This window comes from Arthrobacter sp. G119Y2, from assembly GCF_038069765.1.
Classification (GTDB): domain Bacteria; phylum Actinomycetota; class Actinomycetes; order Actinomycetales; family Micrococcaceae; genus Arthrobacter_B.
Map to the genome: position 1 here is coordinate 343,302 of NZ_JBBPFS010000005.1, position 15,188 is coordinate 358,489.

Annotated in this window: 16 protein-coding genes; 8 read left to right on the forward strand and 8 right to left on the reverse strand. The window is 63.7% G+C overall.

Translation table 11 applies throughout. The annotated features are described in order from the left end of the window. Positions 1-116 precede the first annotated feature (116 nt). A complete protein-coding gene (locus WKB88_RS13340; protein ID WP_341395022.1) occupies positions 117-716 on the reverse strand; it encodes a DUF3043 domain-containing protein in 600 nt (199 codons plus the stop codon). Positions 717-777: 61 nt separating this feature from the next. Here WKB88_RS13340 and WKB88_RS13345 point away from each other — a divergent pair, with 61 nt between their 5' ends. From WKB88_RS13345 to WKB88_RS13375, 7 genes are all read left to right on the forward strand, one after another. After that, complete coding sequence (locus WKB88_RS13345) at positions 778-2,184, forward strand: dipeptidase (RefSeq protein ID WP_341395023.1); 1,407 nt, start codon at positions 778-780, stop codon at positions 2,182-2,184. Between the two features lie 181 nt (positions 2,185-2,365). Next, entirely contained in the window at positions 2,366-2,767 is a 402-nt protein-coding gene (locus tag WKB88_RS13350) for a HesB/IscA family protein (RefSeq protein WP_341395024.1), read from the forward strand. A 215-nt stretch (positions 2,768-2,982) separates the two neighbouring features. Continuing rightward, on the forward strand, positions 2,983-3,837 hold the full coding sequence (gene ctaC / locus WKB88_RS13355) for an aa3-type cytochrome oxidase subunit II (protein ID WP_341395025.1): 855 nt from the start codon (positions 2,983-2,985) through the stop codon (positions 3,835-3,837). 10 nt (positions 3,838-3,847) lie between these two features. Further along, entirely contained in the window at positions 3,848-5,569 is a 1,722-nt protein-coding gene (gene ctaD / locus WKB88_RS13360; protein WP_341395026.1) for an aa3-type cytochrome oxidase subunit I, read from the forward strand. Continuing rightward, complete coding sequence (locus WKB88_RS13365) at positions 5,566-5,967, forward strand: cytochrome c oxidase subunit 4 (protein WP_341395027.1); 402 nt, start codon at positions 5,566-5,568, stop codon at positions 5,965-5,967. The genes ctaD and WKB88_RS13365 overlap by 4 nt, the downstream gene beginning before the upstream one ends. A 335-nt stretch (positions 5,968-6,302) precedes the next feature. After that, positions 6,303-7,046, forward strand: a complete 744-nt coding sequence (locus WKB88_RS13370; RefSeq protein WP_341395028.1) for a GntR family transcriptional regulator — start codon at positions 6,303-6,305, stop codon at positions 7,044-7,046. A gap of 124 nt (positions 7,047-7,170) precedes the next feature. Beyond that, on the forward strand, positions 7,171-7,734 hold the full coding sequence (locus WKB88_RS13375; protein WP_341395029.1) for a hypothetical protein: 564 nt from the start codon (positions 7,171-7,173) through the stop codon (positions 7,732-7,734). A gap of 178 nt (positions 7,735-7,912) precedes the next feature. Here WKB88_RS13375 and qcrB read toward each other — a convergent pair whose 3' ends face one another. The 4 genes from qcrB to ctaE form a co-directional block, all read right to left on the reverse strand. Continuing rightward, the gene (gene qcrB, locus WKB88_RS13380; RefSeq protein WP_341395030.1) at positions 7,913-9,598 is read right to left on the reverse strand and encodes a cytochrome bc1 complex cytochrome b subunit; all 1,686 of its coding nucleotides are present in this window, start codon (positions 9,596-9,598) and stop codon (positions 7,913-7,915) included. A gap of 2 nt (positions 9,599-9,600) precedes the next feature. Beyond that, positions 9,601-10,632: a cytochrome bc1 complex Rieske iron-sulfur subunit gene (qcrA, locus tag WKB88_RS13385; protein ID WP_341395031.1), complete on the reverse strand. Its 1,032-nt coding sequence runs from the start codon at positions 10,630-10,632 to the stop codon at positions 9,601-9,603. 86 nt (positions 10,633-10,718) lie between these two features. Beyond that, a complete protein-coding gene (gene qcrC, locus WKB88_RS13390; protein WP_341395032.1) occupies positions 10,719-11,513 on the reverse strand; it encodes a cytochrome bc1 complex diheme cytochrome c subunit in 795 nt (264 codons plus the stop codon). Positions 11,514-11,593: 80 nt separating this feature from the next. After that, positions 11,594-12,232 carry an aa3-type cytochrome oxidase subunit III gene (ctaE, locus tag WKB88_RS13395; RefSeq protein ID WP_229965621.1) on the reverse strand — a complete coding sequence of 213 codons (639 nt, stop codon included), beginning with the start codon at positions 12,230-12,232 and terminating at the stop codon, positions 11,594-11,596. 159 nt (positions 12,233-12,391) lie between these two features. On the opposite strand from ctaE, the gene trpD reads away from it, so the two are divergent. Beyond that, positions 12,392-13,438 carry an anthranilate phosphoribosyltransferase gene (gene trpD / locus WKB88_RS13400; RefSeq protein WP_341395033.1) on the forward strand — a complete coding sequence of 349 codons (1,047 nt, stop codon included), beginning with the start codon at positions 12,392-12,394 and terminating at the stop codon, positions 13,436-13,438. Positions 13,439-13,803: 365 nt separating this feature from the next. Here the strand turns inward: trpD and WKB88_RS13405 are convergent, their stop codons facing one another. From WKB88_RS13405 to WKB88_RS13415, 3 genes are read right to left on the reverse strand one after another with little or no spacing between them, the layout of a single operon-like run. Further along, entirely contained in the window at positions 13,804-14,085 is a 282-nt protein-coding gene (locus WKB88_RS13405; RefSeq protein WP_229965623.1) for an Lrp/AsnC family transcriptional regulator, read from the reverse strand. Positions 14,086-14,123: 38 nt separating this feature from the next. Next, entirely contained in the window at positions 14,124-14,570 is a 447-nt protein-coding gene (locus WKB88_RS13410; RefSeq protein WP_341395034.1) for a DUF3054 domain-containing protein, read from the reverse strand. Next, positions 14,567-15,172, reverse strand: a complete 606-nt coding sequence (locus tag WKB88_RS13415; protein ID WP_341395035.1) for a TetR/AcrR family transcriptional regulator — start codon at positions 15,170-15,172, stop codon at positions 14,567-14,569. Before WKB88_RS13415 ends, WKB88_RS13410 begins: the two co-directional genes overlap by 4 nt. Positions 15,173-15,188 lie beyond the last annotated feature (16 nt).

A 15,188-nucleotide genomic window follows, 5' to 3' on the forward strand; every position in this document is an offset into this window, starting at 1 on the left:
GCTGATAGTCACACCTGCCGGATGAGCCCTGCCTGCTGAACCGGCCTCAGGACACGGACGCAAAAATGAAGGGCCGCTCTTCGGAGCGGCCCTTCATCATCTGGTAAAGAATGCGGTTATTCGGGCTTTTCGCCGCGCTTGACCAAAGCCTTGGGCAGGCGGAAACGGCGCAGCTGAAGCGCACGGGATACGCCGTACCAAACGTCGCCGGAGTTGGGGCCGCCGAACTTCTCGGTCAGGCGGCGGCGGAGGAGGGCGCGCAGGATAAAGGAATCGAGGATGACGGCCAGGATCAGGACCCAGAAAGCCAGCATGACAATGCTCTGCACGGTGAGGTTCTGGATGAAGCTGACCACCACGAAGACGAGGGCTGCGATCATGACAAACTCGCCCAGGTTCCAGCGGGAGTCCACTACGTCGCGGATGAACCGGCGCTGCGGTCCCTTGTCGCGCAGGGGAAGGTAGCGCTCGTCTCCGGTATCCAGTGCTGCGCGGGTCTTCAGGCGCTCTTCACGCAGGGCCTCGCGGTTCGCGTTTTTCGCCGCTTTGCGGTCGGTGGGAACCAGCGGGCGCTGGCGCGCAGCCACCTGGTCCCGGCGCCTGGGCGTGGGTGCTCCCTTCCCCGCGGCCGTGCGGGCTGAGCTGGTCTGGGCTGCCGCAGCAGCCTGGTCCACAGTTTCCTGCGCGGTGGGCGCTTCATTCTTTCGTCCGAACACCCCTCTAGGATACCTTGACGGCGGCACCGGCGGACCGGGGGCCCGCATGTACTGTTTTGTTATGACTGTGAATCCAGAATCTTCTTCTTCATCAGTGGACATCGACGCACTCCGCTCCGCCGTGGCCGCTGATTTTCCCCGCACTGTTGAGCAGCTGAAGTCGCTCGTGTCCATTCCCGGCATTGCCTGGGATTCGTTTGACCCGGAGCGCCTCAACGAGAGCGCCGCGGCCGTGGCGTCGCTGATCCGCGGTGCCGGGCTGTCCGACGTGCAGATCCTGCGCGTTGACAACAACGGCAAACCGGGCGGGCCCGCCGTCGTCGCCCGCCGTCCAGCACGGGACGGCAAGCCCACCGTGCTGCTCTACGCGCACCACGATGTCCAGCCGCCGGGAGACCTGGCGCTGTGGGAGTCCGAGCCCTTCACCGCCACTGAGCGCAACGGCCGCCTTTACGGACGCGGTGCCGCGGATGACAAAGCCGGGATCATGGCGCACATCGGAGCCCTCCGCGCGCTTGACGAGGTGCTGGGGGAGGACTCCGGCGTCGGCATCACCCTGTTCATCGAGGGCGAGGAAGAGGCCGGCTCGCCCACCTTCCGCACGTTCCTGGAAACCTACCGCAGCCTGCTCGAAGCCGACGTCATCGTCGTGGCGGATTCGGGAAACTGGAAGGTGGGCGTTCCGGCGCTGACCACCAGTCTGCGCGGACTGGTGGACGGCACGGTCGAGGTGCAGGTCCTGGACCACGCCGTCCATTCGGGAATGTTCGGCGGCCCGGTGCTGGATGCGCCCACGCTGCTGGCTCGCCTGATCGCCACCTTCCACGACGACGCCGGAGACGTCGCCATTGAGGGCCTCGTCTCCTCGGACACGGCAGCCGTGGAATACGTCGAGGCGGACTTCCGCGAGGATTCCTCGGTGCTCGACGGCGTGCAGTTGGCGGGCACCGGATCGATTGCCTCGCGGTTGTGGACCAAGCCGGCCCTGTCCATCATCGGCATCGACGTTCCGACGGTGGCACTGTCCTCGAACACCATCCAGCCCAAGGCGCGCGCCAAGTTCAGCCTGCGGCTTGCCCCGGGGCAGAGCCCGGCCGAGGCCATGGCTGCCGTCGAGCGTCATGTGCAGTCCCATGCACCGTTCGGTGCGAAGGTGACGTTCACGCCGGGGGAGCAGGGGCAGGCGTTCGCCACGGACACCTCGGCTGCTGCCGCGCGGACCGCCCTGTGGGCGCTGCGGGAGGCCTGGGACGGGGTGGAGCCGGTGGAGTCCGGAATGGGCGGATCCATTCCGTTCATTGCCGACCTCACCGAACTGTTCCCCGCTGCGCAGATCCTGATCACCGGCGTCGAGGACCCCGATTCACGGGCCCACAGCGCCAACGAGTCCCTGGATCTCGGTGACTTCCGCAACGCGGTGCTGGCCGAAGCGCTGCTGCTGGCCAAGCTGGCCCGCGAAGGCTTGTAGGCAGCACGGCCCGAAAGGGGCGTAGGCAGCACGGCGCGGCCGGGTTCGGAAATCTTTTCCGGCCCGGCCGCGTTGCCTCTGTGTGCATGCACCGACGTACCATGGAGAATGAACTGGCCCGGAGCCCGGGGGAGCGCAACTGCCCTTCCGTGCACGGACCACGTGAAGAAAGAGAGAAGCAATGAGTACTTCCACCAGCGAAACCGGCACCAGCGTGGATGCGGCAGCCGCCGCTGCCCCGGAAACGGAGCTGCCGACCCATGAAGTTGCCCTCTCCGATGTTGCCGCCGGCAAGGTGCGCAGCCTGTTGGAGCAGGAAGGCCGGACCGACCTGCGGCTTCGCGTGGCTGTCCAGCCCGGCGGCTGCTCGGGCCTGATCTACCAGCTGTACTTCGACGAGCGGGTCCTCGACGGCGACGCCGTCCGGGACTTCGACGGCGTTGAGGTCATCGTGGACAAGATGAGCGTGCCGTACCTGTCCGGTGCGTCCATCGACTTCGAGGACACCATCTCCAAGCAGGGGTTCACCATCGACAACCCCAACGCCGGCGGATCGTGCGCCTGCGGCGACTCGTTCCACTAAGCTTCGCCACGGGTACCCCGTTTCACTAACGGGGAGCCCGCGGCCGCAGGTGCCGTAATACACGGTATTTTGCGTCCAACGCGGTGCGGTCTGTCACTGGATGGCCACGCGTGCGGGTAAGCTCTACACGTAGTAGTAAAACTGATCGTGCGCAGTCGGGGGATTTTGTCTGCCTGCTGTGCCGCACTTGCACGTAACAAGAGGAAGGGCCGTCTGTGAGTTCGCAGGACCGAACCAGCAGCCGACGCGCCAGGATCTTAAAGATCTCAGCCGTAACGTCGGCCGGCGCGTTGTTTTTATCGGGTTGTTCGTCAGAAGTCCAAAGAGGCTGGTTGCCCACGGAACGCGACATGACCAACCACACCGGCCGAATCATGGACCTTTGGGTCAATTCATGGATCGCGGCACTGGCAGTTGGTGTGCTCACCTGGGCACTGATCATTTGGTGCATCGTCGCCTACCGCCGCCGGAAGAACGAAACCGGCTACCCGCGGCAGATGAGCTACAACCTTCCCTTGGAGATCTTCTACACGGCGATCCCGTTGTTCATGGTCCTGGTGTTGTTCTACTTCACCGACCAGGACATCCGCGCCATCAGTGAGCGCGTAGATGACCCCGACGTCGTCGTCGACGTCCGCGGTAAGCAGTGGTCCTGGGACTTCAACTATGTCAATGAGGACAAGTACGACCTCAATGTCCAGGTGAACCTGGACGGCACGGAGAAGGCAGAGTCGGAAATGCCGACACTCTACCTGCCGGTCAACCAGACGGTTGAGCTCCAGCTGAACTCCCGCGACGTGCAGCACTCCTTCTGGGTTCCCGCCTTCCTGCAGAAGATGGACCTTTACCCGGGCCGCACCAACTACATCAACATCACTCCCGGCATCGAGGGCACCTACGAAGGTAAGTGCGCCGAGCTCTGCGGCGAGTACCACTCGGAAATGCTCTTCAACGTCAAGGTAGTTTCGGAGGCCGAGTACGACGAGTACCTGGCAACCCTGCCCGACGGCCAGGTCGGCTCCGAGTACGACCGCGTGTACAACTCAGAATCAAGCGAAGTAAGGAGGTAGGAGGAAAGCTGTGACTACTCTCGAATACACTTCGGAAGATACTCAAGTTGCACCGCGCGTCGTCCCCGTCTCCAAGGGACGCATCATCGTCAGTTGGATCACCTCCACTGACCACAAGACGATCGGGTTCATGTACCTGATCGCGTCATTCATTTTCTTCTGTCTCGCAGGCGTGATGGCCCTGGTCATCCGCGCGGAACTGTTTGAACCCGGTATGCAGATCCTGCAGACCAAGGAGCAGTACAACCAGCTCTTCACCATGCACGGCACGGTGATGCTGCTGATGTTCGCAACGCCGCTGTTCTCCGGCTTTGCCAACGTCATGATGCCGCTTCAGATCGGCGCCCCCGACGTTGCCTTCCCCCGCCTGAACGCCCTGGCCTTCTGGTTCTTCCTCTTCGGCAGCACCATCGCCGTTGCCGGCTTCATCACCCCGCAGGGTGCCGCCTCCTTCGGCTGGTTCGCCTATGCCCCGCTGTCCAACACCACGTTCTCTCCGGGCGTGGGCGGAGACTTGTGGGTGTTCGGCCTTGCCCTCTCGGGCTTCGGAACCATCCTGGGTGCGGTCAACTTCATCACCACGATCATCTGCATGCGTGCCCCGGGCATGACCATGTGGCGCATGCCGATCTTCACCTGGAACACCCTGGTGACCGGTATCCTCATCCTGATGGCGTTCCCGCCGCTGGCAGCCGCCCTGTTCGCACTGGGTGCGGACCGGCGCTTCGGAGCCCACATCTTCGACCCGGAACGCGGGGGAGCAATCCTCTGGCAGCACCTGTTCTGGTTCTTCGGACACCCCGAGGTTTACATCATCGCCCTGCCGTTCTTCGGCATTGTCTCCGAGATCTTCCCGGTCTTCAGCCGCAAGCCGATCTTCGGTTACAAGGGTCTGGTGTACGCCACGATCGCCATTGCAGCGCTTTCCGTCACCGTGTGGGCACACCACATGTACGTCACCGGCGCAGTCATGCTGCCGTTCTTCTCCTTCATGACGATGCTGATCGCGGTGCCAACCGGCGTGAAGTTCTTCAACTGGATAGGCACCATGTGGCGGGGCTCGATTACGTTCGAGACGCCCATGCTCTGGAGCATCGGCTTCCTGATCACCTTCCTGTTCGGCGGACTCACCGGCATCATCCTGGCCTCGCCGCCGCTCGACTTCCACGTCTCCGACACGTACTTCGTGGTTGCCCACTTCCACTACGTGGTCTTCGGAACCGTTGTCTTCGCGATGTTCGCAGGCTTCTACTTCTGGTGGCCGAAGTGGACCGGCAAGATGCTCAACGAGCGCCTGGGCAAGATCCACTTCTGGATGCTGTTTGTCGGCTTCCACGCAACGTTCCTGATCCAGCACTGGCTGGGCGTGCTTGGCATGCCGCGCCGCTACGCCGACTACCTGCCGGAGGACAACTTCACACTGATGAACCAGTTCTCCACCGTGGGTTCCTTCCTCCTGGGCGCCTCCATGATTCCGTTCTTCTGGAACGTGTACATCACCTGGCGCCACGGCAAGAAGGTTGAAGTTGACGATCCCTGGGGCTTCGGCGGATCGCTGGAGTGGGCCACCTCGTGCCCGCCTCCGCGCCACAACTTCACGTCCCTGCCGCGCATCCGTTCGGAGCGCCCGGCACTGGACCTGCACCACCCTGAACTGCAGCAGACGGTGACCGACACGTCGGCCGCCGGCAAGGTCTTCGGACCCGGTGACCGTAAGGAGAAAGTCAATTGAAGGTAGAGACTAAGCTCTTCGCTTACATGGCGCCGTTCTTCCTGGTTGTCGGCGTCGTCTACGGCTACCTCGTCGAGTGGATGGAACCGGTGGGCTATCTGGCACTGTTCCTGACAGCCGGCATGTCGGCCATGATCGCCTTTTACATCGGCTTCACGGGCAAGCGCATCGGCCCCCGTCCGGAAGACCGGCTCGACGCCGAAATCCACGAGGGTTCCGGTGAGCAGGGCTTCTTCAGCCCCTGGAGCTGGTGGCCCCTGCTGCTCGGCCTCTCCGCCGCCGGCGGATTCCTGGGCATGGCCGTTGGCTGGTGGGTCCTGTACATCAGTGCAGGCCTGTCACTGATCGCCCTGGTCGGCTGGGTATTCGAATACAGCCGCGGAGCCCACGCACACTAGGCTCCGGCACTTTCCTTCCGGGCATGGCCTGGATTCAACAGAGGATCCGCTCGAGAGAGCGGGTCCTCTGTTTGTTTAACAGGCCCTGATTTAACCTGTACTGGTTTAACCTGCACTGATTTAACCTGCACGGAGCGATTCAACCTGCACTGATTCAACCGGCACTGAGCACACGCAGCGCCGTTACTGGCCCGGGTCCGCGGCCGTTATCCTTGAGGGAGCACCATCGCCGAGGAAAGGAACCGTATGAGCAGGGCAGCGGACTCCGGAAATCGGCGTATCTAGTGCACCAGGCCTTCAAGAACTTCCCTGAGCTGCTCGACCCTCTGTCGGAGGTGTCCAAACACCAGCAGCTGCAGGACATCCTCCGGCGGTTCGTGGATCAGCACGCTGCTGCCGGCACTGCCATCCCCTCGGAGCGGGTGCTGGCCGATCACTTCGGCGTGGCACGGATGACGGTGCGGCAGGCCATCGATGCACTGGTCGCCGACGAAGTGCTCGAACGCGTGGTGGGACTGGGAACCTTCGTTGCACGTCCCAAGATGGACCTGCAGGTGAAACTGACGTCCTACAGCGAGGAAATGCACCGGCGCGGCATGGTGCCGGATGCCCGCGTCCTCAGCTTTGAACAGATTGGCGCGTCCCATCTCGTGGCACGGGAGCTGCAGATCGACCCCGGCCAGCCGGTCATCCGGTTCCGCCGCCAGCTCCTGGCCGACGGCGAGCCGATGAGCGTTGACGAGAACTTCATTCCGGCCTCGCATGTTCCCGGAATGCTCGATGAAGAGCCGCCCACCTCCCTCTACCGCGTGCTTAGTGAGCGTTACGGCATGCTGATCGAGTGGGGGGAGGACACCATCGAGGCAACCGCCGCGTCGGCGTCGACCGCCCGCCTGCTCAACGTCGAGCTCGGTGCTCCGCTGCTGAAGATCCAGCGGCATGCGTACGTGGCCCGTTCGATGGTGGACTATTCCGTGTCTTACTACCGTGCGGACCGGTACAAGCTCTGGGTGCCCCTGCAGCGGCCCGGCATGCGGACGCCGCGTTCCTACCACCCGGGCAGGCATACGGGCTCCTGACGCCGTACAGGCGCCTGCGGAGCGGCAGTTCCGCTGCTGCCGGCGAAGCCCGCATGTCCTTATTCCTTTTCGACCAGGTTGAACCCCACAAACCGCGTTACCCAGCCAGGAAGGCTTCTGCACTATGAACAACATCACCGTGATGTATCACCGGGACGGCAAGGGGGTCCTGCACTTCCGCGAAGCGATGTACGACGCCGAGTCCAAAGAGTTCATGATCAACCAGGGACCCGTCGGGTACATGGGAACCAGCAGTGTTGTTGCCGATATCGATGAAGCCGCAGCTGAAAAGAAGTTCGCTGCCTTTGCCGCCAAGTCCGCCGAGCTGGGCTACACGGAGCTGGCTCCGGAGGAACAGCACTGGGTCGTGGCCCAGTACGCCCTGAAATCCGCCGAAGGCACGGAACGGGACCGCTACCTCGAGTACAAGGCCAGCACCGCACTGGCGTCCTACTTCTCGTGGCGGGGGCTGGGATCGGTCGAGGAGAGTGAATTCGTCCCCGGCAAGCTGAACATCTTCTGCCTGGTCCCGGACGTCCCCAAGGCAGTCAAGGGCATGCTGGTGGTGCTGCGCGACGCGAATCTGGACTTCACGAAGCTGAGCATCGGATCTTCGGCCTTCACGGAGCCGGGCAAGTGGAAGCGGCGGCACCCGCTTCCGGCGAAGAAGCCCTTTGTCCTGGACTAGCCGGCGAGGGGCCTGACGAGGGGCCTGAATCGAGGTCTGAACCAAGACCCGAGCCGAGGCTTGGGCCAAGACCCGGACCAGGCCCGCGGACTCAGCACATGGCCTCAACGCAAAGGGAGCCGGTCAGCAAATGCTGACCGGCTCCCTTTGGTATATCCGTCATGCTGTCCGCGGAGGACTACCGGTTCGTGATCGAAGCCTGGTCTTCCGCTTCCGCTTCAATTTCAGCGGGGGACTCGTGGTGGTGCGCTGCTTCAAGCTCTCTCGGAGTCACCGGGGCGACCCGGTCCTCGAAGAAGAACCGCGACAGTCGTCCGCGCAGTTTCTCCTTGCCGGAGATCTTGCCGCGGGCGTCCGGCTGGGCCGGGGACACCTCGGGGGACTCGAAGTCGACGAGCTTGTAGCGCTTGTACTCGTCAACGGGCTCGTGGACCTCGATGTACTCACCGTGCGGAAGACGGACGATGCGTCCGCTCTCCACGCCGTGGAGCACAATCTCGCGGTCCTTGCGCTGCAGGGCCAGGGCAATGCGGCGAGCGACGGCGAAGCCGATCAGCGGGCCGAAGATGACCAGGAAGCGCAGCCAGTAGGTCACGTCGTTCAGCGACACCATGAAGTGCGTGGCGATGAGGTCGGAGCTGGCTGCAGCCCACATGACGCAGTAGAAGATGATGCCGGCTACGCCGACGCCGGTGCGGAACGGGGCGTTCCGCGGGCGGTCCAGGAGGTTGTGGACTGCCTTGTCCTTGGTCAGCCAGGCTTCGATCCACGGCCAGGCGAACAGCAGGGTGAAGACAATGCCGGCGGGAATCAGGGCGGGGAACAGCACGTTCATGGAGAGCGTGTTGGTGCCCCACGGGAACGGAATGTTCCATTCCATCGGGATGTTCCCGATCCAGCCCGGCATCAGGCGCAGGGCGCCGTCAACCCAGCCGATGTACCAGTCAGGCTGGGTACCGGCGGAAACGGGGGAGGGGTCGTACGGTCCGTAGTTCCAGATCGGGTTGATCGTGAACAGGCCGGCGATGACAGCGATGATGCCGAAGACGATGAAGAAGAATCCACCGGCCTTGGCAGCGTAGACCGGACCAACCGGGTAGCCCACAACGTTGTTGTTCGTACGGCCGGGGCCGCGGAACTGGGTGTGCTTGTGAACAACCACCATGAAGAGGTGGATGGCAATCATCAGCAGGATCAGGGCCGGCACCAGCAGGATGTGCAGCATGTACAGGCGGCCGACGATATCCATTCCGGGGAATTCTCCGCCGAAGAGGAAGAAGCTGATGTACGTTCCGACAACCGGAACAGACTTGATCACGCCGTCGATAATCCGCAGGCCGTTGCCGGAAAGCAGGTCATCGGGGAGGGAGTAGCCGGTGAAGCCGGCTGCGAGGGACAGGATCAGCAGGACGCCGCCCACCACCCAGTTCAGCTCGCGGGGCTTGCGGAAGGCGCCGGTGAAGAACACACGGAGCATGTGCACGGATACGGCTGCAACGAACAGCAGCGCGGACCAGTGGTGCACCTGGCGCATGAAGAGGCCGCCGCGGACATCGAAGGAGATGTTCAGGGAGGACTCGTACGCCACGGACATGCCCACGCCCTTGAGCGGGACATAGCTGCCGTTGTACGTGGTGTGCGCCATCGACGGGTCGAAGAAGAACGTCAGGAACGTTCCGGACAGCAGCAGGATGACGAAGCAGTACAGCGCCACTTCGCCGAACATGAATGACCAGTGGTCGGGAAAGACCTTGCGGCCGAACTCCTTGACCATGGCAGAGCCGCCGACCCGGGAGTCGACGAAGTTGGTGACGCGGCCCAAACGGGTTTTGGCCTCGTAAGGGGTAGCAGAGGGAACACTCATGGTTAGCCACGCTCCCAGTAGCTCGGTCCAACGGGTTCATGGAAATCGCTCTGGGCGACGAGGTAGCCGTCGCTGTCAACTGCGATGGGCAGCTGCGGCAGCGGGCGGACAGCCGGTCCGAAGATGACCTTGCATTCCTGCGTCAGGTCGAAGGTGGACTGGTGGCACGGGCACAGCAGATGGTGGGTGTGCTGTTCGTACAGCGCAACCGGGCAACCGACGTGTGTGCAGATCTTGGAGTACGCGACAATGCCGTCCACGCCCCAGTCTTCGCGGCCGGGGGAGGCGTTCAGGGAATCCGGGTCCAGGCGCATGAGCAGGACGACGGCCTTGGCCTTCTCCTCCAGCATGTTCTCGGCTTCGTTCAGGCCCTCGGGGATGACGTGGAACGCCGAACCGAGGGTGACGTCGGAGGCCTTGATCCGGGTGCCGCTGGGATCGCGCGTCAGGTGTACGCCTTCGTCCCACATGGTGTGGCGCAGAACGTTGCCGGGCAGCGGACCCAGGTCGCGGAAGATGGCGATGGCGGGAAGCGGTGCCAGGACCATGGCGCCGAGGAGGGTGTTGCGGATCAGCGGCCGGCGCTTGATCCCGGTTTCCTCGACAATGTCCCCGAGCATCTTCTCAGCGACGGCACGGTCCTCTTCGGGACGGATTTCATGCCGTTCCTCAATGACTTCGTGGTCCGGCATGAGCGTCTTGGCCCAGTGGACAATGCCGACGCCGATGCCGAGCATCGCAAATGCGGTGCCGAGCCCCAGGAGCAGGTTCTGCACCCTGATGTCGGCAATGGTGTGGCCGCCTTCGAGCTTGATGCCGAAGTAGCCGACAAAGAACACGAGCGTACCGATGATGGAGATGACGAACAGTGCCGCCACCTGCCGTTCGGCCCGCTTCTCAGCGTGGGGATTCGTATCGGCCAGGCGAGGACGGTGCGGAGGAAGACCGGGATTCCGGAACTTCTCTTCGTCGCCCTGGCCAGCCGTAGCGACGGTGCCCGAGGTGTTCGGACTGCCGTGACTATGGTCGCCCATGATCCCCCTCATCCTTCTCTTGAAACTGCATTTATAGACCTATGTGTAACTGTGATGTCACCCCGAGAGGTGAGCGCGGGTGATGTCTAGGAAGACCGGGCGGTCAACCAAATGGTGAAAGCGATGACAAGGCCAAGGCCGGCCGTCCAGATGAACAGGCCTTCGGACACGGGGCCCAGCGAGCCGAGTTCCGCACCGCCCGGGGAGCCGTTGGCTTCGATGTTCTTGAGGAAGGCGATGATGCTCTGCTTGTCTTCCGGGGAGATGTTGGCGTCGTTGAAGACCGGCATGTTCTGCGGGCCGGTGACCATGGCTTCGTAGATGTGCTTCTCCGAGACGCCTTCGAGGGACGGAGCGAACTTGCCCTCGGTCAGGGCGCCGCCGGCGCCGGCGGCGTTGTGGCACATGGCGCAGTTGACGCGGAAGAGCTCGCCGCCTTCGGCAGCGTTGCCTGCGGCGGCATTGACCGTCTCGGCGTCCGGAACAGCGGGACCGGCGCCGAGGCTGGCGACGTAGGCAGCAAGCTGGCTGGTCTGTTCCTCGGTGAACTGAACGGGCTTCTGCTGCGCCTGCGGGCCCTGCATTGCCATCGGCATACGGCCGGTGCCGACCTGGAAGTCGACGGAGGCTGCGCCCACACCTACAAGGGAGGGGCCGTTGGCGGATCCGGAAGCGTCCATGCCGTGGCAGGTGGCGCAGTTGGCGATGAAGAGCTTCTCGCCCTGGTTTTCGTCATCAGCCGTGTAGGCGGTGCTGCTCGCAGCCTTGGCCTCGTTGGCGCCGCTGACTGCTGCGTAGAGCCCACCTGTAACGAGGAGTCCCAGCAGCAGCAGCGCAACTGCTGCTAGGGGATGACGTCGCCTTTGCGATAGTGCCTTCACTTGGTGGTTCCTAACTTGTGTGGTCTTTGGTGTGCTGGTGCCACTTTGGGTTTCTTAAGGGTTGCCGGCTCAAGCAGGTGTTACTTGAGGAAGTAGATGATGACGAACAGGGCAATCCAGACTACGTCCACGAAGTGCCAGTAGTACGACGTCACGATCGCGGAGGTAGCTTCAAAGTGGCCGAAGCGCTTCGCTGCGTAGGCCCGTCCAATGATGAACAGGAACGCGATCAGCCCACCGGTGACGTGGAGGCCGTGGAAGCCGGTGGTCAGGTAGAAGGCCGAACCGTAGGAGTTCGAGGAAAGCGAAACTCCTTCAGTAACGAGCATCGCGTATTCGTAGGCCTGGACGGATACGAACACCGCGCCCATGACGAAGGTGAGGAGGAACCACTCGACCATGCCCCAGCGGGAGACTTGGAACAGTCCTCCCGTGCGGCGCGGCTGGAGGCGTTCTGCGGCGAAGACGCCGAACTGGCAGGTAACGGAACTAAGAACAAGGATCACCGTGTTCGCGAACGCAAACGGAACGTTGAGCTTCTCCGTCTCCATGGCCCACAGGTCGCTCGAGGTGGAGCGAAGAGTGAAATACATGGCAAAAAGGGCGGCGAAAAACATCAGTTCGCTGGCCAGCCACACTACGGTTCCGACGGAAACCATGTTGGGGCGGTTCAGCGTGGGGTGAGCCGGGGTACTGGGGGCATGGGTCGCTGTTGTCACATAGACATTATGGACGTAAAACGCTCCAGTTCTCCAACAGATATAGACGGGCGGCGAGTCTAAATAGTGCCGAAACCCCGCAGATCCCAGTAACGGCGCGGAACTGGCTCTCCAGAAACAAATCAGTATTTTCTACGAAACGTAGATAACCTAGGGGATGTGACTACGAATCCGAGCTCCGAACACGCCTGGCCGCAGCTTCTCCACGCCCTGATTTCGCGTCAGGACCTGCGCGCGGACCAGACCCGCTGGGCCATGAACACGATCATGGCCGGAGAGGCCTCCGATGCCCAGGTGGCGGGCTTCCTGGTGGCGCTGCGGGCCAAGGGGGAGACCGTGGAGGAGCTGACCGGCCTGGTGGAGGCCATGCTGGAAAATGCCAGGCCCATCGAGATCCCCGGGGAGACGCTGGACATCGTGGGGACCGGAGGCGACCGCCACAACACAGTCAATATCTCCTCAATGGCTGCGCTTGTCTGCGCCGGCGCCGGCGCCAAGGTGGTTAAGCACGGCAACCGTGCGTCGTCGTCGGCCTCCGGTTCGGCTGATGTCATCGAAGCTCTCGGAGTACGGCTGGACCTGACCGTTGACCGCGTGGCCGAGGCCGCGCTCACCGCAGGAATCACGTTCTGCTTTGCCCAGGTGTTCCACCCGTCCATGCGCCACGCAGCTGTCCCCCGGCGCGAGATGGGCGTGCCCACCGCCTTCAACTTCATGGGCCCGCTGACCAATCCGGCCCGCCCGGCCGCCTCCGCCATCGGCGTTGCCGATGCCCGGCTGGCTCCGCTCATTGCCGGCGTCCTGGCTGCGCGCGGCGTGCGCGCCCTGGTGTTCCGGGGCGAGGACGGGCTCGATGAGATGACGACGACGGGCGTGTCCACCGTCTGGGAGGTCCGTGACGGGGCCGTGGAGACGTCAACAGTGGATCCGTTGGACCTCGGGATACCCCGGGCCACTCTGGAGGATCTGAGGGGCGGAGACGCCGCTGCCAACGCCGCGGTGGTTCGCAGTGTGCTGGCCGGTGACCGCGGTCCGGTGCGCGACGCGGTGGTCCTCAACGCCGCTGCCGCCCTGGTGGCGCTCGATACCGATGCCGCAGGCAGCCTTACCAAGCGTCTTGCCGCAGGAATCGTCCGTGCGGAAGCTGCCATTGACGGCGGCAGCGCCCAGGCAGCGCTGGACCGCTGGATCGAGGTCACGCACTGAACCGGGGCGCTTAAGCCCGCCCCGCAGGCTGCAGAAGCAGGCCCGCAGAAGCAGGCAGGCAAATCAGGGTGCCGGGGTGAATCCGGGGTGAGACCGGGGTGAATCCGGGGCGGTTCCGGGGTGAGTCTGGGGTAAATCCGGGTAAAAAGGGCAGAAAAATGAGGCCGCGTTCCCGATCCGGGACGGCCTCATTTTTTGTTTCCGGGGACGTTTGAGCGACAGTCCCGGGGCCCGGAATGCCGCAAAAACCGTAAAAACCCGATCGGAAAAGTTATAGCTTCTTAACCTGAATGTTGCAAAACCGTGATAAAAGCGGCTGGATCAGTCCGGCAGTTGCGGGTGAGTTGCGGGCGGCTCGGCTGCTGTCAGCTGTCAAACCCCAGGGAGAACGCGGCGTCCAGGTCATGCTGCGAGTAGGCCCGGAACGCGATCTGCGTGGTGGTTCCGATGACGCCCTCCACCTTGGAGAGGCGGTTGGCGATGGCATCGGCCAGGTCTTCGTGGCGGCGCACCCGCGCAATGGCAATGAGATCCCACTCACCGGTCACGGAGTAGACCTCGCTGATGCCTTCTATCTCAGAGATCTCCTCGGCGCATTCGGGGATGCGTGCCGAGTCGGTCTGGATGAGTACAAAAGCGGTGATCATGATGGGCCCTTTCGTGGTGCTGCCATGGGGCGGAGACATTACGCCCTGGTGTCGAGCCTATCGGACGGGGCGACGGCCCGGCGGACCGCGGCGGACCGGCGGGCCCGGCCGGCCAGTGCTGCCGCGGTCCGGGGGAGCAGCAGGAAGGCGGCCAGGACGCAGAACGTCACCAGCGCAAAGCTGGGGGCCACACCGCCGCCGGCCAGGGCGCGGATTCCCAGCCCGGCTCCCGCGGTTAAGACCCACAGAAGGACACCGGCGGGCCACAGCGAGGCGGGGGAGAGCCGCCGGCCAAGAAGTGCCCAGCCGCCCAGGCAGGCGGCAAGGAACGGTGAAGCGGTGATGAGGATCCCCGCCGGGTCCAGACCGTGCTCATGGGTGTCGCGCCCCAGGGCGGCAAACAGGATGATGAGGACGACGTCGAGTGCCAGGAACAGCCAGAGGCTGCGTCCGGTGCGGGGAGGGGTGCTGTGCAGGGCGGTCATGAGTGCTGCTCTCCGGGAGTGCCGCGGCGGTGCTCCCGTACGTAGGGTTCCAGGAGTTCGGTGACGCGTGCCTCGACGTCTGCCTGCGTTCTGTCGCCCTCCAGCAGTTTGGTAGCTGTGTGGACAATCCCGTTGATCAGCTCGGCAGTGGCGGCCGGGTCCGGGGAACCCATTTCCTGGAGGGTGCCCACCAGCGGATCCAGCAGCTGCGAATGCATCATCGCGCTCTGCGTGTTGAGTTCCTCGCTGGGGGCAACGGCGGCCAGGGCATTGCCGACGGCGTGCTCGCCTTCTGCAACCAGGGCAATGTTGGTCAGCACGTAGGCGAGAATCCGGTCGGCTGGTTCGGGTTCGGCACGCATGGCCTCCTCGACCCGCTGCGCCCACCGCGGAAAGACGTCCAGCACCAGGGCGTGGAGCAGGTCCTGGCGCGACTTGTAATACTGATAGGCGCTCGGGCGGGCGAGGCCGGCCAGTGCGGCCACTTCGGCCATGCTGGGGGCCTCGCCCGTCTGGGCCAGCAGAGTCCGTGCCGCATCCAGAAGCGCCCGTTGCTGGGCCGCGCGGTGTTCTGCGACCGTTGGGGCGGTAATGCGGGGCACAAGCCCTCCTGTTCGC